This window comes from Brucella sp. IR073 (assembly GCF_049065735.1).
In the GTDB taxonomy this organism is placed as follows: Bacteria; Pseudomonadota; Alphaproteobacteria; order Rhizobiales; family Rhizobiaceae; genus Paramesorhizobium.
This window is the reverse complement of record NZ_JBAKHD010000015.1, coordinates 1-16,842: the sequence shown is the minus strand read 5'-3', so window position 1 is coordinate 16,842 and position 16,842 is coordinate 1. Positions and strand designations below refer to the sequence as shown.

The window sequence follows — 16,842 nt, the reverse complement described above, 5'->3', positions numbered from 1 at the left end:
GATGGGCGCTACAGGGCAATAACACTGTTGCGGGATGTTTGTGCAAAAGACACGACATCTTTTTCATCCGCGAGTAAGCGGTCTAATATTTGCTTGTCGCTATCAGAAAGGGAAGACTGAATTATGATTTGCAAGACCCCATCCAGCGCCCGGATAATATCCGAATTATTCCGGAAACGCTTGGCAACTCGGTCCGCACTTGCATATGAAAATTCAAAAACGTCTCGTACGCCTAGCATATGAGGCGGGAATTTACCGAATTCCTTATCCAGGGATGGCATTTTTTCCATGCTACTGATCCGTCATGATTTGTGGTGCTTGAAGACGCCTGAGGGCGCCCCCTAACCCACCGCTCGGATGAGAGCAAGATGCAATCAAATTGACTCGGGCATCCTGCTCTAACGCTTTGTTTCGCCGCATAAGCTTATCCGAAAAGTTTGCAACTTTTGCTGGCGCAGACCTTCGGTTCGGGATTGCCTCTAACGCGCCAAAGAGAAAGCTTTTTGCACGTCGGAGCGGTTAAATTTGAACTGAAGCGTTTGGCCATAGGGAACGACAAGTCCCAGGGGCACGTGAACCGGCGAGAAGGAAAATCGCAACAAGCGCAAATCCGTATCATTACGCAAATATCTGGCCATGATCTCCGGTAGAAGCGCCGGCACTCCTAACTCGAAGATGAAATGCCTCAGAATGTCAGCGCAATTGACCTCAGTCAGTTCTCCTTTGCGTGCCCCATTCTCCCGGAGATTCTCATAAATCTTTTTGGTTGTATTCGGCGCTATCCCGCAATACAAAATAGTGCTTTCTGGCACATCATGCCACGAAATACGCTCGGTGTTAAAATTGAAATCCTTGGCTGCCGAATCTGAGTAGACCAGGACGATCTCGCTTGTACAAAGAGGAATATATTCGCTGTTTCTCGGTCGCGCATTTCCGTCTATGAAGCCAATGCATTCATCCCGCTTTTCTATTGCCTGGAAGATTTCTCCCCGTTCTGCGGAACTGATATTGATCTGATGCTCCTTGAATTTAGCGATCAAACTGCCCAGCCAGTACCATAATACGGCAGGAGCATATGGGGTTTGTATCAGTACCTTGGGTGTACGTCGTTTTTTTGGAGAACTGAGTGCCCCCAATGTCTGATCGTACACTGCGAGTGCCTTGGAGAGGATTTGATACACCTCTTGGCCACGCGGCGTTAATTTTCCGGTTCTGATCTTCCCGGCTCTCTCGAACAATTCCGCGTCAAGCGTGGATTCCAGTTCGTTGATAATGCTGATGGTCGCAGGCTCGGAAATATTGGAGATCCGAGCCCCCTTGGTAAAACTACCTGCTTCGACAACGGATAAAAAGACTCCCAGCTTTCTCCTACTGAGATTGTGCATTGCGTCCTCCGTCCCTGTTGCATCATTATTTCGCTCGCACACGAGTCTGTGTTGGAGGTTTTAAAGTGCCGCATGTGGAGAAGAAGGCCGTTGGCACGAAATTTGCCGATCTGGCACGAAATTTCTCGGGATGTATCAGAGAGAGGGCGCCCGGTTGCTCAACGTCACGACAATGTTTGTACGATCTTCTCCATGAGCCGGAGCCCGCGAGGCGGAAGATAATTGCCCGATTCCGCCATTTTAAAAAATTCGAGCGCAACCGACGGCACGAAGATAGTCGGCTTGCCGAGCTCCTTATAGAATGAGCGCATGCGTGTGACACTCGGACCTTTCGCCTTTCCTATGACAAAGGGAGGCACGCCCCTGCCAGCATAATATATCACCGCCACCAAATGTTCGGGGCCGCAAAGGACATGGGTGGCTTCTCGCGGATTAGGGAGCATCGCGTCATTGATAGCGAGAGATTTGCGCGTGCTCTTGATATGCGGGTCTCCTTCGCGCGTTTTGTATTCCCGCTTGACCTCCTGCTTGCTCATCTTGTTGCGCCGGAGAAACAAACGTGACTGTATAAAATAATCGGCCACGCCGATACACAGGCATAATAAGAGGAAGTACCCGATATCTTTTTTAAGCATATCTAAAAAAATATTGACAAGACACCGTGTTCCGCAGACGGAATCCATGATGATGTTTTTCACATTTTCCGTAATCGTTACATATAAACAAACCACCATATAAAGAAAATACACGAATATAATCAGAAAACTGTGTAATTTCTCCAGCGAGAATAACTCCTTGGCGTTGCTGGCGGGGTTTAGCTTCTGGAACTTTGGCGATAGCGCCCTGACGGAAAAGTTGAATTTATTAAGAAGCAGTCCAAAAACAAGCGAGAAGAGCCCCATAATCGATATCATCATTAGACATAGCAACCCCAGTTTCTCGATCGGCGGAATGATGGTGCGGAGTGCCTCGATCCAGGGCTTACTGACTGAATTCCACACCACGCCAGCCATGGTGAGCGCGAAGACTGAAAATGACGAAAGCATAATGAACAATACAATTGTGGAGACGATTGTGCTTCCCGCTTCCAATGAGTATTTGCGCTGAGGGATCTGCCCTTCCCGACGCTGCTCGCGAAGTTTGTACGGTGTAGGCTGCTCTGTTTTGTCCGAGCTCATCCTACCACGGCGCTCGACAGATAGATGAGTGCCTCGCCGGCCCCAGATAGGATGCGGGGATAGAGCATATCCAGATAAAAAATCAGCAAAAATAACATAATGCCCGTCTTCACCGGCATGCCCAGCGCCAGGGCATTCAGGCTGGGGGCTGTGCGCGCGATATAGGCGATAATAATATCGGCAATGAACATCATCCCGGAAATCGGCAAGGTCAATGTAAGCGCGACGGAAAATTCCGCGCCGAGAAAATTGAGCAAAACCTCCGCCATTTTCTCATCGAGCGCCGGCATTGGCGAGAAAACGGGCCAAAGGTTCATACTTTCATAAAGAAGCCGGGTGAGGGTCAGCCAACCGCCGGCGGCAAAGAAATAACCGGAAAAAATCTGCGAGAGGAAAATCGTGGTCGTCGTCGTTGGGCTGCCGAACGTCGGATTCAATTCCTGCCCCTGCATATTGCCGCGCTGGGTATCGAGAATGACCCCGGCTATCTCGAGTGAGCGCAACGGAAGCCATGTGAGCACACCCAGCAGATAGCCCAGGCAAAGTTCCTTGAAGAGAAAACCCATATAAAGTCCCGGCGGGGGGAAATTCATGTTCGGCGGTGGCAAAGCAGCGGAAAAGCAGACAAGCGCTGAAACTAAAATGACTGCAAGCCTGACAAGACGCGGGACGATGTTTCGGGAGAGGAGCGGACAAAGAGCAAAGAAGGCGGCGCTACGCGCAATCACCAAAAGGAGTCCGCCCAAAAGCGAATCCCATTTTTGATTAATCATCGCGTCGTCCAGCACGGTCTTTCAAATCCCGATGATGCGGTCGAAAATCTGGTCGAGAAAAATGAAAAGATGGCCGGTCATCCAGGGTCCGGTCACTGCGAGGACAGCCATCACAGCAACCAGCTTCAGTGCAAAGGCCAGCGTCTGTTCCTGAAGTTGAACGAGCGTTTGTACCAGCGCCACCACAAGCCCGACAGCCGCCGCCACTACGATGGAAGGCATCGAGAAATAGAATATCAGCAACACTGCATTCTTCGCAGTATACAGTACTTCATCGGGTAACATCCACTCCTCCTAAACATAGCTCAGCACCAGGTTATGGATGAGGCGCGCCCATCCATCGGAAGCGACAAACAGTAAAATCTTGATTGGAAGCGACACCAGCATTGGCGGCACCATCATAGCGCCCATCGCCAGCAGGATATTGGATACGACCATGTCGATTACGAGAAATGGCAGGAATAACAAGAAGGCTATTTCGAATGCGCGCGTAATTTCTGATGTAACGTGGGCAGGTAAAAGGATGAGGATATTGGTGCTTGTGATCTGATTTTGCAGCGAGGGTGGCCATAGTTTCCGGGCCGCATCCATAAAGAAGGCGAGTTCCCTCGGGCTGGCGTACCGGGTCAAATATTGCGTGTAAACGTTGTTAACAATATGCAGTATCTTGGAAAGACTATCCCAATCATATGACGTGACATTGGCTTGAGCAATTTGTTGAGCCATCTCTTGGCCAAGCGGCGCCATGATGAAAATGGTTAGCGTCAATGCGATTGAGTTGACCACCAGGGCGGATGGCACCTGCTGCAGCCCGAGAGCGTTTCGCAAGAGGCTTAGGACGATCGAAATCTTGGTGAAGGCCGTGCCCATGACGATGAGAAGGGGTAAAAGGCCAAGGGCCATTACCATCAGAATCGAAGGCAGGACTGCTGGGAGATTTTCAGGCACCCCGGCGGGCCTTCATGGTTGGCCACTCGACGAGTTGTACGCCGACACGGTCGCCGATCCGGATGAGGTGGCCCTGGCCGACAGGCGCTCCATTTGCCGAAATCGTAACCGGCGCGCTCAGGTCGATATCAAGCTCCAGCGTCGAGCCCGGCGCAAGCCGCTGAAGTTGCTGGAGGGTCAAGCGGTGAGAGCCGAGTGAAACCTCCAGCGTAACCGGCAAAAGTGCGGGAGAAATCTGTTCAAATTCCTCGCTTGATGACTCCTCCGGGAATATTTCTGTGTCATTATTGGTCATGATCCTGCTCTTCTCAACCTTTTCGATAAGCGCCCGTATCGGGCGGCTGGATGTGCCCGCTGGCAGAGTTCCGGATAGATGCAAGATTTCCGGAATACGGGCCTGAAACGGTATCGAGCCACCGTCTTCCTGCACAAGTAAAACCACGTCGCCAGGGCGCAACCGGCTGTAAGCCGACGAAGCGAGCCGCTTGGCCGGTAAATAGACACGACAAGGAAATCCCGGGTCGAACCCATTGGTCATCTGGCTGCAATGCAATGAACCGGCCGCGCCCGGCAGGACGTCATATATATTCTTGACCGCGATGGTGAATTTGTAGGCTGCCCCTTCAAAATGAATGAGCCCGTGGAGGAGCTTCCTTCCGTTGCCGGGCGGCAGATCCGCCGCGCCATCCGGCTCCAGCGTGAAGATGTTTGCCTCCAGCCCTGTTTGGCTGGCCAATTTGTTTAGAACCAAAATGGCGCGCCACTCATCCGGCAGCGTTCGTCCGCCCTCTGTGAACCAGGCAGGAAATAATTGCTCGCCTAAAACGTCGATGAGTTTCGTCTCTACCGTCAGTCCAAAGCTGGCAAAAGAGCATTTTACGCTAAGAGCCGTCGCCGTTTTCAGCGCGGCTGGGCGCTGGCCGAAGGCGACATCCAACTGCAAAACCAAGCCATCCGTTTTGGAAGACGCGAGCCCAAGACTCCAATATGTTCCGGCAATCCTGTTCAAGGCTCTGCCGATATCAGCCGAAAGTTGAGGAAGAACGGAAACGTCAATAGCCATGGTAAAACAACCCAGTATTCCTGGAAGAGGCGAAATCCTCCAGTTCCGACTCATCGCATCTGTCGGCTTTGGAAAGCTCCGCCGAATGCGCTTCGTCGAGCAGATACTGACTTTTTGTGAGCTGCCGCTCAACCGATGCCGTGCCCCGCGCCGCCGTCTCGGCTGCCTCTCCCGCCGTGTTCAAAACCTCTTTTGCATCGACAAGACGCTGCGCGAGTTCTTTTGCCTGCTTCTCCGTCTTCTTGAGCTCTTCCTCGATCATCAGCAATGTCTGGATCGAGGTGGGCTTATTCAGAATCGACGTCAGCAGCTCGATTTCCAGCGAGCGGGTCGCCAGATCAAAATCATCGACCGCCTGCTGTGCAGTGACAACCTGCGACCCCGCGCGGGAAAATTCAGCTCTCGCCTCGGCAAGTTTTTGACGCGCCCGATTGAGGCGCCTGCTGCGGATTCCTACAATTCGCTCCAGATCAATCATCGCCAACGGCCCATTTGAGATTAGCGATCGTCTCTTCGAAGGAACTGACGGCATCCGTTTCCTGCCGGAGAAACGCATTTATGAAATCGATCCGTTCGAGCGCTTCATCTCCCAATTGGTCGCTGCCTGGAACATATTCGCCGATGCGAACCAGAAGCTCCAGCTCGGCATATTTTGAAAGCAACGCTCGCAGTTTGCGTACTGCCCGAAGATGGTCTTCCGGCACGATATTAGTCATAACGCGGCTGGTGCTGGCTATGACGTCGATTGCTGGATAATGTCCTTCCCCGGCAAGCTTTCGTGAGAGGATGAGATGGCCATCCAGAAGCGACCGCGCTTCGTCGGCGACCGGCTCGTTCATATCGTCCCCCTCGACCAGCACAGTGTAAACCGCCGTTATGGTGCCCCGTTCGCTGCGCCCAGCCCGTTCGAGCAGAACGGGCAGTTGTTCAAAAACCGAGGGAGGAAATCCCCGTCGCGTGGGAGGCTCGCCGGCGGACAGACCCAACTGACGCTGGGCGCGCGCAAAACGGGTGAGGCTATCCATGATAAGCAGGACATGCTCGCCCCGATCCCGAAAAAACTCTGCAATGGCGGTGGCGGAATAGGCGGCCTTGACCTGTTCGATAACCGGCCGGTCGGATGTTGCGGTGACCACAATGGACCGCGCGATGCCCTCCGGCCCGAGGTTCTGGTCGATAAATTCCCGCACCTCGCGGCCACGCTCGCCGATAAGCGCAATCACGCAGCGGTCGCAGGCAGCATTTTTGGCGAGCATCGATATGAGCGTCGACTTTCCACCGCCCGCTGCGGCGAAAATCCCCACACGCTGTCCCTCGCCACATGTGAGAGCGCCATCGATGGCCCGGATACCCGAAACAAACGGCGTGTCAATCAGCGGTCTCGTCATCGGATTCGGTGCATCGGCATGCGCCGGATAGCACAAACCTCTCCTCAAAGGGCCGCCACCATCGATGGGCTCACCCCAGGCGTCGAGCACCCTTCCCATGAATTCCTCTCCAACCGGGATCTCAAAACGGGATTGGGAGGGCGTGATCGTCGATTTATAGGAAATTCCTTGCGCGGCCCCGTACGGGGCAAGTAACATTTCCCCTCGGTCGAATCCGATCACTTCGGCGAGAAGCGGCTCACGCGCCGTGCGCGTGATGGAACAAATCTCGCCTATCCCGAAGCTTCCACCCGCTCGGATGATGGGACCGATAGCCCGCGTGATGCGCCCCTTGCGGCGCAATCTGACAACTGTTTCGGGCAGGGCTGCCCTGTCATCGTCCATATAAAATTTGGCGTCTTTCTCAGTGGGTAACATCACTGTTTCTCCCCCTGTGACAATGCCAGACATAAATCATCGAGAATAACGGGGACGCTTACATCGATGACATCTGCGCCCGCATAAAAAATGCAATCTTGCGAGGTCAGAGCAGGATCGAGCTCGATCCTTAGATAAGAGAGGCTGGGGTGTTCGTTCTTTCTTTTGGCAATGGTGTTTTCGATGGCAGCCAGATTATCCGGGTGCACCATGACTGAGAGTTCCGGTTCGTCCCGTACGCTTCGGAGAACGGAAATTATCGTGGCGTCGAGCCACGCTTCGGAGGGCATCTCCAAAAGAATCTGTTCCAGGCATTTGCGCACGAGGCCGGCTGTTTGCTGGAAATGCTGCCGGTATTCCTGCCGCATATCGTCAAGAGCCGCTAGAAAGGTCCGAACCCCCTCGGCATAGCCTCTTTGACGGGCCGCTTCTTCTTCAGCCTTGCAGACTGCACGTATACGCTCCATATAGCGATGGATTCGTCGCCGTGCACTTTTCGCCGACCGGTGCTTGGATAGCAGCGAATTTACCATTTCCGCCGGGATAATGCCATCCGGAGGCAAAACACAATCGGGTGGCAGCGCTATCGACTGCATCATCGGCCCCCCTGTTTCTGAAGCGTCCAAGCGGCCATTGCCAAATCGAGAAAGACGTTCCGGTCCTTTTCATCACCCGGTAGCGGTAATGAAAAAGGCTGCTCGTCCGGCCGAAATCGCAATCTCAAACGGTCATGATAAGCCTGTGGAAGGCAGCCCACCAGCCAGGCGTCCACTTGCACGGCATAAAGCTCGATGTTCTCGCGCGTGATGCCCGACAACACTCTGAAAGAGCGCAATGCAGGAAGGGCCTCCCCGCGCATCAAGTAGATAATCGCCTCGTCGCTACACCAGTCGGCCAAGGCACGAAGCAATTCGCCATTCGTGGTTTTCCTGATGGCTTCATGGTTCATCAGAACACAGAGATAACGGGATAGCTCCTTACGCTCATCCGGCGAACTGATGCACACGAACCCGAACAAGTCTTTCAATTGCGTCGGCAGATCCTCCGGCAATGGCAGGAGACAGGCACGCAATCGCTCCGCCACCAGCGGGCGAAGGAAGCGGTTGGATACCAGATCCTCCACGATGGCCCCGCTCACGCCCAGCATCGCTTCAATATATTCAGCGGCTATATAATCACAGGGAGATTCGTCGAGCGGCGTGGTCATTTCGATTTGCCCTTCTTTCTTCGACGTAGCAGCGTCACGCCATAAATGGTGACGCCCGTCAGAACAGCAGCAAGCGCGGCGACTCCAGCCAACACCTGCAAGACGGCCGGATAGCTGCTCTTAAAAAACCTGACGCCCCAGGCATCGATGGTCTCGGGAGGACGCGTTTTGGGCCGGTCCACAGACGCGATGAGAACACTCACCCGATCATAGGAGATGTTCTCCACGCCGAACGCGATGAGTTGTTTTATGTGCGGGATCAGCTCCGGACCGACCATATCCTTGAAAGCGGTGACGACGACCGACGCGCTGGGCGGCGGCACATTTTCAAAAGGTTCCTTTCTTTGAGGATTGGCGAGATCGACTTCCACGGAAACCACGCCCGGGATTGCAGCGATCATGCGGGATAGCCCCTCCGCCTTGGCATAGTTCAGCTTCGCCCATTCCTCGGCCGGGCTCGGCACCAATCCATCGGATTTGAAAACCTGCGCCAGTGTCGCGCGCGGCCGGCGCGGCAGGCCAAGACCTCTCAGAAGCTGTTCTGCGTCAGCAAATTGAGCCTTTTCCACCCACAGACTGACTGTCTTGTCCTTGTCAATCTCCTTGGATGCATCGATATCGTGCATCAACAACTGGCCGAGCATTTCATTCGCTTCCTTTTCTTCCAGCCCCGAACTCAGTTCCATTTTGCAACCAGATAGAATAAATGCAGAAAAGCATAATGCTAACAAGCAATTAGCCCGGCTCGTTTTTATGTAAATATGTCTCACTGTGAACTTAGTATTTGCTGGATTGAAGAAATACTTTTGCTTATTGCCTTTATCGATAGCTCGATCTGGATTTTCGCATAATTTCTGGAGATGCTTCTGGCTATAAACTGCTTTCTCTGCTGCTCCAATGCGGCCATATTTTTCTTCATGGAAGAATACAGCGCCTGTTGTTCGGGAGGGAGGTTTAGTGCCGCCAAATGCTGGAATAATTCCTCTACATAGGGTGGCTTCTTCATAAGCGGCCCGGAGGGATCGGTCGCTCCCTGTATATCCTTCCGGATCGCCTGCTCGCTTCGTTTAAATTTCTCGACCACCTCGCCGCCGAGGCTTTGCAGGCTGTCTATTCGGGATGTAGCCTGGGTTTCAGTCGGTGATATTGCAAAGCTGGTCGCCATATTTCCTCCCTAGGACTGGATGTTTTTTCGCAGAGGCAATCCCTGCCTCACATTCGCTGACAAGGACACGGAACGACTCGCACATCTGCGGTGACTCAATCAGGCCACTATCGAGATGTTCGTGCCCCAGTTTTGCCGCGCGCTCATACTGCCCGTCCTGTTGCAACAGGAAGAGATAAAAGGCGATCGTTTCGTCGCGATTGACCTTCATTTGCTCGAACGCGATGTCTTCGAGCAATGCGATGGCGCGTTCGCGCTCACCGTTCCCGGCGAGATACATAGCTTCCAGCATGAAAGCGCCGGCATTTTCAGGGCGCGCCTGCTGAATAAGTTTCAATAGAGGAAGGGCCTGTTCGCCATTGCCATTTCGCACGGCCAGGGCAGCGATGTTCCCCAGCACGAATATGTCGTCGGGCCGCAGATCGGACGGGTGTTCAATCATTCAATGGGACCTCTTTGATCGTGCCGTCGATTTGAACGCGAAGCCTGTCGGCGGTTATGCTTATTAATTTTGGCCCTTTGGGCGTCAGCGGTTCGCCTGGGCGGACGATTTTGTTGCCGGCCAGCTTCACATATGGCGGGTTTCCCAGCCACACGGCGACGATGCTTGCGCGGATGTCCTTCACGTCTGCATCGGCATCGGCATCGCCACCGAAGCGAACATTAACCACGCCCGGAATATCTTCGCTGAGCTGGTGCGCCAGCGTTTCCTGCAGTTTTTGATCGCCTTGCCGGAGCTGTAGAGTCAGCACGCCGTGCGCGGCTGAAAGGACTTGCGCCTGACCCGGCAAATTCGCCAATACCAATTTGGCCGCGTCACTCAGTTCGTCGTCGGCAAAAATCCTCGCATCAAGCGAAGGGATGGTGGCAGAGATTTTCTTTTCCAACGCAACTCTCTGTTGTGCGGTCGCAACGCGAAACACCGCCTTCCACCTGTTGTCCGGTTCCTGTTGCAGGCTTTCTGGTTTAACCCCAAGCGCCCTTACGTTTTCTTCGATGGAACGCGATGCATCCGGTTGCGGCTTTCTTTGCTCGGCTGGATGCTCGCGCGACAGCGGCGGGGGTGCATAGTAGGGAGCCGACGCACTGGGGGAAAAAAACACGCCGATGAAAAAAACACCGCTTGAAAGCAGGCTCAGCGAGAATTGCCGCTTTGCTCGTCTGCTTTTGCGGTTTGCTCTCTCCAGATCGACGCCCTCCACTTGCATGAAGAGGTCCCCAATCTGCAGCTTATCCCCCAGGAATAAGGGCCTTCTTTCACCCGCTGCCATTTTGAGCGTTCGTTTCGGGAAAAACCGCGAAATCACGCCGCGGGCATGTTCGGCGATTTCCACCTCCACAGTTTTATCGCCCACATGCAAGGTCGCATGGCGAGCCAAAATGGATTTTTCCAATAAGATAAGATCGCACGCCAGATCGGAGCCCAAGGAATAAACGCCCGCCTCCAGCGGGAAATATCGATCTTCCGAGGTTGGGCTTTTGACCTGAGCGATGATCATGGCGACATCCCTCACATCGCGTCCTGCCCGGCTTTCGCGAATGCAACCGGATTGCTTTCGATATGGGATAAGATCTCGATTGCACGGTCCAGCGCGGCGACAAGCTGCTCGCTGAATGCCGCCCCGTTATCGCTCTCCGATTCCAGGGCTATTTCGCGCAGAAACATGGAACGCCGCGTCTGCAAATAGCAACGAACCGCCGCTGGGCCGCCGCAAGCGCCTTTGAACAGGATTTCCTCGATAGTTTTCCCGCTTTGTGTGAATGACGGTCGAGCAAGTTCCAGATAGGGCATAATAGGACTCCTTTTGCCCCAGTAAAAACTTTCTCCTTCGAATAGGAAATTCCGATTTCCTTATACCTATGGCAGCCCTGCCATCATCGATGCGCAGCCCGCCATAAGTTTTTTGGAATGTGTAATAATCGGATACCGCCGTATGATCGCCTTTGTGACGATTACGGAAAAGAGATGAAATTTCCTGGAGCTTTGTTCTTTTCGCGCGCGGGTTCGCTCGTTTTGCTCGCCTTTTTCGTGGTGTCGTGCATCACGAAACCAGGTATCGATATCGATCTGACACCTCAATTCGAGCTCAGTAATCAATATTTCGAAGCTGGCAATTCCGAGAAAGGCTATGCGGTTCTGAACCAAATCGCAGCGCACTATCCGACCTCGCCAGCTGCGGCACTGGGCCTTGGCACCGCCTATTTCAGGTGGGGCGCCTATGACAATGCGGCTACATTCTTCCGCAGGGCGGATCAATTGGCTCCTGGAATTCCTGCCGCCAAACTTGGACAGGAGGAAGTCGAGCTCGCCCGCAACGACGCAACCGAGGGCAAAGTTCTCTTCAGCCAATATTGCGCGAAGATCCGAACAATGCCCTCATCAAGCTGGATGTCGCCTTCGCGCCAGGCCTATACGACGCAAATGACACCAGCGATTTGGCTCTGTTACGGATTTTGAGTGGGAGAGGTTGATTTGGCGGAAATTTTGCCAAGTTAAATGCGCCCTTCGGTCGAGACTTGGCCGTCCGCAGGTACGCTCCATCGCCCATCCCCTCCCCGGTCGCTCACTCCCTCAAGGCCGGCAGGCTTCGGTAAAATTCCAGACAGCCGGGATTGGCGAGGGCTGTATCATTGCCGATGGGCCTCCCGTGGATCGTGTCGCGCACGGCGATTTCGGAGATCTTGCCCGACCGCGTGCGCGGGATCTCCGGCACGGCAAGGATGCGCGCCGGCACATGGCGCGGCGTTGCGCCGGCGCGAATGCGGGAGCGGATGGTCGCTTGCAGTTCGTCCGTGAGGTCAGCCCCGGGCCGGAGCTTCACGAACAGCACGATGCGCTGGTCGCCCTGCCAGTCCTGCCCGACGCAGACGGCTTCCAACACCTCAGGAATCGTTTCCACCTGGCGGTAAATCTCGGCCGTACCGATGCGCACGCCGCCCGGATTGAGGGTCGTGTCGGAGCGGCCATGGATGACATAGCCGCCTGAGGGCCGCTTCTCGACAAAGTCGCCATGCGTCCAAACGCCGGGGAACCGGCTGAAATAGGCCGCCTCATAACGGCTGCCGTCGCTGTCTTCCCAGAAGCCGACCGGCATGGAGACATGGGCATTGTGGCAGACAAGTTCGCCCGGCTCGCCGGCAATTCCATGGCCTTCGCCGCCGAAGATGGCGACATCCATGCCCAGCATCGCGCCCTGTAGCTCGCCGCGCCGCACCGGCAGCGTCGGCACGCCGCCGAGAAAGCAGGCGCAGATATCGGTGCCGCCCGAAATCGAAGCCAGATGAATGTCTGCCTTCCAATCACGATAGATGTAATCGAAATTCTGCGGGAGCAGCGGCGAGCCGGTCGAGAGGATCGTTTTGAGGCTCGCAAACGAATGCGTTGTCCGTGGCGTCATATTCGCCTTGGCCATCGCGTCGATATATTTGGCCGAAGTGCCGAAAATGGTAATCGCTTCCGCATCGATGAGATCTAGCAAGCGTTGCGGCGCTGGGTAGACCGGATTCCCATCGTAAGTGACAAGCGTTGCATCGGCGGCAAGCCCTGTCATCAGCCAGTTCCACATCATCCAGCCGCAGGTGGTGTAATAAAAAAGCCGGTCGCCGGGCTTCAAATCGCAGTGGAGGACATGCTCCTTCTTGTGCTGAAGGAGGAGACCGCCGGCGCTATGGACGATGCATTTCGGCTTGCCGGTTGTGCCGGAAGAAAACAGGATCGCGAGCGGCGCGTCGAAGTTCTGGCGGTGATAGGCGATGGGCTCCGGCGAGAACGGCGCGAGCCATTCTTCCAGCGAGATATACGGTCTGGCTGGCGCTTTCCCGCTATCCGGCCCGCCCAGAATGACAACGCGCTCGATCGATGGCGCAGCGGCGACGGCATCGATGCTGGCGCTTGTGTCGATCCATTTGCCCGCATAGCCATAGCCGGGCACCGCGAACAGCATCTTCGGTGCGACCTGGCCCAGCCGATCGCTCGCGCCTGCCGGCCCGAAATCGGGCGAGCACGAGGCCCAGATCGCGCCGATGGCGGCGGCGGCGAGATAAAGCGCGATGGCCTCCACATCGTTGGTGACGATGGCGGCGATGCGGTTACCCGGGCCGATGCCATCGGCTTGGAGCGCCTGCACCATGCGGGAGACGAGATCATGCAGTTCCTTCCGCGTCAGCACCCGGCGCGTGCCGTCGTCACGATGGGCGATCAGGGCAATCCGCTCGTCTGGCTCCGCAAGCAGGTTTTCGGCATAGTTGAGTTTCGCTTCGGGAAAGAAGCGGGTTTTGCGGAGATGACCGCCCGGTTCGACAACCGTTGTGCCCTTCTCTCCTATGATATCGAGGAAGTCCCACAGGCGTGAATGGAACTGTTCCGGTTCATCGACGGACCAGCGGTGCAAGGCCGCATAGTCGTCAGGATCAAACCCGGCCTCGCGGGCGAACCGCGCCAGATTGCTGTTCACGATACGCTTCGCGTCAGGGGTCCAAAGGATTTCGCCAATGTCAGACATGCTTTACCCCATGGGAAGGAAAGGTCATCGGGCAGTTCGAGGTCGAGGAGCGCGGATTTAAGCTCTTGCTATGGGCGTCGAGGACGAGAGACTGGGTTACGCCGCCGAGCGCCTGCCGCAACACGAAATTCAGCGCGCCAAAGCTTGGAATTTCGTAGCGCGTCACGTCCTCGTCCACAAGACCGCCGAAATGGCTTTGACGCATTGAGGCGTCACGAACGCAGCAATAGCGGATTGTCGCGCTGTCGTCGCTGCGGGAATGGCCTATCTTGCGCAATTTCCCTACGGGAGCGCACCAGTCGGGTAGCAATTGCTCTGATGGGTGGCACAATAATCTTTTACTTCACAACAAAACTCGAGGCGAAACAACAAGGGAGCGTCACGTCATGAGCGCCGGTCGGAAGCCACCTATATCAGAGCATGTCGCCACGCGAGGGCAAAACGCCTCCGAATTTCTTCACCGGTTTGGTCTTATCAGTTCGTCCAACACGTCGATCGAAATTTCGGGCAGCGATCCTGTCGTGCCCTCGTCGTTTATGATTGGAAGCGCTGCAGCTCAGGCCGTTATGGCATCTGCGAGCGCGGCTGCCGATTTTTACGAACTGCGCGGTGGCTTGGCGCAGCATCTGTCTGTATCGCTGCAGCATGCGGTCACCGAATGCCGCAGCGAGCGCCACCTTCGCATCAATGAGGGTCCGGCTCCGCAATTGTGGGACGCTGTCGCGGGCGCATATCAATGCAAGGACGGAAATTTCGTCCGAATCCATACCAATTTTTTGCATCATCGAAACGGCATCCTTGGGCTGCTGCAATGCGAACCGGATCGAAGCGCCGTGATGAGCGCCTTGGAAAAATGGAATGCGCTCGATTTCGAAATAGCCGCAACGACTGTGGGGTTACCCGTCGCAATGATACGCTCCTTCGATGAATGGGATGCGTCCGAACAAGCACTCGCACTTGCCAATGAGCCCTTGATCAGAATTGACCGCCTGACCGATGCTCCACCGGCAATATTGTCGTTACATGATAGACCGCTGCAAGGGATAAAAGTCATCGAGCTGACCCGCATCATCGCAGGCCCGGTTTGCGGGCGCGCCTTGGCTTCGCACGGTGCTGACGTCCTGCGCCTCATTGGCCGCGACGTGCCGACAATAGACGCGCTCGACATCGACACGGGGCATGGAAAGCGTTCGGCTTATACCGACTTGGATAATGTCGAGGATCTGGAAAAATTACATGAGCTCATATCCGAGGCCGATATATTTCTGCACTCTTATCGGCCTGATGCGCTGGACAAATATGGCTTGGACGCCGAGACATTGCTCGCACGCAATCCGCAGCTGGTTTATGCATCTCTGTCGGCATATGGCCCAAGAGGACCATGGGCAAACCGGCGCGGTTTCGATTCGCTCGTCCAAGCGGCAAGCGGATATAATGTGGCTGAAGGCCAAGCCTTCGGCGACGAAATCCCTCGCCCACTGCCTGCCCAGCTTATCGACCACGCCACAGGCCATTTTCTTGCATCCGGAATAATCAACGCGCTCGCGCAGCGGCATGTGCAGGGAGGCGGGTGGAAGGTTCACACATCCCTTGCGCGAACGGCGCATTGGGTGAAATCCTTAGTGCGTTTCACGTTTTGACGGAAACGTAACCAGCGTTTGCGAAGTAGTTCCGACATTCGCCGGGTTGGATGCCTTCGACAAGATTTCCGATGTGTCGCCAAGTATCTTCGATGGTACGCTTCTGTGCGTCACGCATCCAATGCTTGATCTTGGCGAAGGTCTGTTCGATTGGATTGAGATCGGGCGAATAGGGAGGTAGGAACCAAAGCCTTGCGCCGGCCGCACGGATCATTTGCCGGACGGCTGTCCCTTTATGGGAACCAAGATTGTCCATTATGACAATGTCTCCTTCCTTCAACGCGGGAAGGAGCAACTGTTCGACATAAGCGCGGAAGCTTTCGCCGTTGATCGGTCCATCGAAAACGCAAGAAGCGGTGAGTTGGTCGCAGCGTAGCGCGCCGAGGAAGGTCAGCGTGCGCCAGTGACCATGCGGGGCGAAGCTGCGTAAGCGTTTGCCTTCCGGTCCCCAGCCTCGGAGCGGGGCCATGTTGGTCTTGATCCAGGTCTCGTCGATAAAGACCAGCCGCGCCGGATCGAGACCGCGCTGCCATGAACGCCAGCGCTTTCGCCGCCGTGCAATGTCGGCACGAGCTTGCTCAAGGGCGAATATCGTTTTTTTTGAAGCTCAGGCCCTCGCGCCGCAGGAACAGCCACACGGCATTATGGGAAACCTGTACTCCACGCGCTGCCAACTCATCTTTCAACCGATGGAGCGTTAAATGCGATGTCTCATTGATCCGTTCGATGATGAAGGCGCGATGTGGTTCGAGGGTGGGCTTGCGATGGCCGCCTATCTTGGCTGGAGCGACCGAGCCAGTGGCGCGGTGGCGTTGCGACCATTTTACCGCCGAAGAAACCGCAATGCCGAACCGCGCTGCAACGGATCGGCAGCTCTCGCCACCCAAAACCGCAGCCACTACCCGCTCCCGAAGATCATTGGAAAGAGGTCTCGTCATTCAATGCTGGCCTCCAACCCAGCCAGCATCTTGAATCACAAAGCAAGCTTAATGGGAATCCCCCGCGATTCTGTTAAGCTTTGAAATGCTCTAGGGCGTAGTGACAATTTAATGATTTTACGATTCCCAAGGAATGGCAAATCAGATTCAACACTGGCTTTTGGAGGCTGGTGTGGAAGGCGAGATACTTCGGGATGATCAGTGGGAGCGGCTACGGGACTTTGTACCGGGCGGGCGT

The 16,842-nt window shown here is 55.1% G+C and carries 21 protein-coding genes; 2 read left to right on the top strand and 19 right to left on the bottom strand.

What is annotated here, in order from left to right:
- Nucleotides 1–8: 8 nt before the first annotated feature.
- From ACOWVG_RS18655 to ACOWVG_RS18580, 16 genes are all read right to left on the bottom strand, one after another.
- Complete coding sequence (locus tag ACOWVG_RS18655) at nucleotides 9–290, bottom strand: hypothetical protein (protein ID WP_420963874.1); 282 nt, start codon at nucleotides 288–290, stop codon at nucleotides 9–11.
- Between the two features lie 189 nt (nucleotides 291–479).
- Nucleotides 480–1,385, bottom strand: a complete 906-nt coding sequence (locus ACOWVG_RS18650) for a LysR family transcriptional regulator (protein ID WP_420963872.1) — start codon at nucleotides 1,383–1,385, stop codon at nucleotides 480–482.
- A 164-nt stretch (nucleotides 1,386–1,549) separates the two neighbouring features.
- Nucleotides 1,550–2,563, bottom strand: a complete 1,014-nt coding sequence (locus ACOWVG_RS18645; RefSeq protein ID WP_420963871.1) for an EscU/YscU/HrcU family type III secretion system export apparatus switch protein — start codon at nucleotides 2,561–2,563, stop codon at nucleotides 1,550–1,552.
- A complete protein-coding gene (locus ACOWVG_RS18640; RefSeq protein ID WP_420963870.1) occupies nucleotides 2,560–3,351 on the bottom strand; it encodes an EscT/YscT/HrcT family type III secretion system export apparatus protein in 792 nt (263 codons plus the stop codon). Before ACOWVG_RS18640 ends, ACOWVG_RS18645 begins: the two co-directional genes overlap by 4 nt.
- 6 nt (nucleotides 3,352–3,357) lie before the next feature.
- The gene (sctS, locus tag ACOWVG_RS18635; protein WP_420963869.1) at nucleotides 3,358–3,621 is read right to left on the bottom strand and encodes a type III secretion system export apparatus subunit SctS; all 264 of its coding nucleotides are present in this window, start codon (nucleotides 3,619–3,621) and stop codon (nucleotides 3,358–3,360) included.
- A 9-nt stretch (nucleotides 3,622–3,630) separates the two neighbouring features.
- Nucleotides 3,631–4,284, bottom strand: a complete 654-nt coding sequence (gene sctR, locus ACOWVG_RS18630; protein WP_420963867.1) for a type III secretion system export apparatus subunit SctR — start codon at nucleotides 4,282–4,284, stop codon at nucleotides 3,631–3,633.
- Nucleotides 4,277–5,347, bottom strand: a complete 1,071-nt coding sequence (locus ACOWVG_RS18625) for a FliM/FliN family flagellar motor switch protein (RefSeq protein ID WP_420963866.1) — start codon at nucleotides 5,345–5,347, stop codon at nucleotides 4,277–4,279. The genes sctR and ACOWVG_RS18625 overlap by 8 nt, the downstream gene beginning before the upstream one ends.
- Nucleotides 5,337–5,825, bottom strand: a complete 489-nt coding sequence (gene sctO, locus ACOWVG_RS18620; protein ID WP_420963865.1) for a type III secretion system stalk subunit SctO — start codon at nucleotides 5,823–5,825, stop codon at nucleotides 5,337–5,339. The genes ACOWVG_RS18625 and sctO overlap by 11 nt, the downstream gene beginning before the upstream one ends.
- Nucleotides 5,818–7,119 (bottom strand): FliI/YscN family ATPase, encoded by a 1,302-nt coding sequence (locus ACOWVG_RS18615; protein WP_420963864.1) that lies wholly within the window; start codon nucleotides 7,117–7,119, stop codon nucleotides 5,818–5,820. The genes sctO and ACOWVG_RS18615 overlap by 8 nt, the downstream gene beginning before the upstream one ends.
- Before the next feature lie 32 nt (nucleotides 7,120–7,151).
- Entirely contained in the window at nucleotides 7,152–7,751 is a 600-nt protein-coding gene (locus tag ACOWVG_RS18610; protein ID WP_420963863.1) for a hypothetical protein, read from the bottom strand.
- Complete coding sequence (locus ACOWVG_RS18605; protein ID WP_420963861.1) at nucleotides 7,748–8,359, bottom strand: hypothetical protein; 612 nt, start codon at nucleotides 8,357–8,359, stop codon at nucleotides 7,748–7,750. The genes ACOWVG_RS18610 and ACOWVG_RS18605 overlap by 4 nt, the downstream gene beginning before the upstream one ends.
- A complete protein-coding gene (gene sctJ / locus ACOWVG_RS18600; protein ID WP_420963860.1) occupies nucleotides 8,356–9,129 on the bottom strand; it encodes a type III secretion system inner membrane ring lipoprotein SctJ in 774 nt (257 codons plus the stop codon). The genes ACOWVG_RS18605 and sctJ overlap by 4 nt, the downstream gene beginning before the upstream one ends.
- Nucleotides 9,126–9,524, bottom strand: coding sequence for a hypothetical protein (locus ACOWVG_RS18595; RefSeq protein ID WP_420963859.1), 399 nt, complete (start codon nucleotides 9,522–9,524; stop codon nucleotides 9,126–9,128). Before ACOWVG_RS18595 ends, sctJ begins: the two co-directional genes overlap by 4 nt.
- Complete coding sequence (locus ACOWVG_RS18590; protein WP_420963857.1) at nucleotides 9,493–9,966, bottom strand: hypothetical protein; 474 nt, start codon at nucleotides 9,964–9,966, stop codon at nucleotides 9,493–9,495. The genes ACOWVG_RS18595 and ACOWVG_RS18590 overlap by 32 nt, the downstream gene beginning before the upstream one ends.
- The gene (locus ACOWVG_RS18585; protein ID WP_420963856.1) at nucleotides 9,959–11,023 is read right to left on the bottom strand and encodes a hypothetical protein; all 1,065 of its coding nucleotides are present in this window, start codon (nucleotides 11,021–11,023) and stop codon (nucleotides 9,959–9,961) included. The genes ACOWVG_RS18590 and ACOWVG_RS18585 overlap by 8 nt, the downstream gene beginning before the upstream one ends.
- 11 nt (nucleotides 11,024–11,034) lie before the next feature.
- A complete protein-coding gene (locus ACOWVG_RS18580) occupies nucleotides 11,035–11,316 on the bottom strand; it encodes a hypothetical protein (protein WP_420963854.1) in 282 nt (93 codons plus the stop codon).
- Nucleotides 11,317–11,490: 174 nt separating this feature from the next.
- Between ACOWVG_RS18580 and ACOWVG_RS18575 the strand changes: the two genes are divergently transcribed.
- Complete coding sequence (locus tag ACOWVG_RS18575) at nucleotides 11,491–11,982, top strand: tetratricopeptide repeat protein (protein ID WP_420963852.1); 492 nt, start codon at nucleotides 11,491–11,493, stop codon at nucleotides 11,980–11,982.
- 106 nt (nucleotides 11,983–12,088) lie between these two features.
- Here the strand turns inward: ACOWVG_RS18575 and ACOWVG_RS18570 are convergent, their stop codons facing one another.
- Together ACOWVG_RS18570 and ACOWVG_RS18565 are read right to left on the bottom strand one after the other, a co-directional pair.
- On the bottom strand, nucleotides 12,089–14,026 hold the full coding sequence (locus ACOWVG_RS18570; protein ID WP_420963851.1) for an acetoacetate--CoA ligase: 1,938 nt from the start codon (nucleotides 14,024–14,026) through the stop codon (nucleotides 12,089–12,091).
- A complete protein-coding gene (locus ACOWVG_RS18565) occupies nucleotides 14,019–14,231 on the bottom strand; it encodes an AtuA-related protein (RefSeq protein WP_420963850.1) in 213 nt (70 codons plus the stop codon). The genes ACOWVG_RS18570 and ACOWVG_RS18565 overlap by 8 nt, the downstream gene beginning before the upstream one ends.
- Before the next feature lie 181 nt (nucleotides 14,232–14,412).
- Here ACOWVG_RS18565 and ACOWVG_RS18560 point away from each other — a divergent pair, with 181 nt between their 5' ends.
- Complete coding sequence (locus ACOWVG_RS18560; RefSeq protein ID WP_420963849.1) at nucleotides 14,413–15,666, top strand: CoA transferase; 1,254 nt, start codon at nucleotides 14,413–14,415, stop codon at nucleotides 15,664–15,666.
- Here the strand turns inward: ACOWVG_RS18560 and ACOWVG_RS18555 are convergent.
- A protein-coding gene (locus tag ACOWVG_RS18555) for an IS630 family transposase (RefSeq protein ID WP_420963848.1) occupies nucleotides 15,656–16,604 on the bottom strand; the annotation gives its coding sequence in 2 pieces (ribosomal slippage) (nucleotides 15,656–16,267 and nucleotides 16,269–16,604; 948 coding nt in all). The two genes, ACOWVG_RS18560 and ACOWVG_RS18555, sit on opposite strands and share 11 nt — an antisense overlap.
- Nucleotides 16,605–16,842 lie beyond the last annotated feature (238 nt).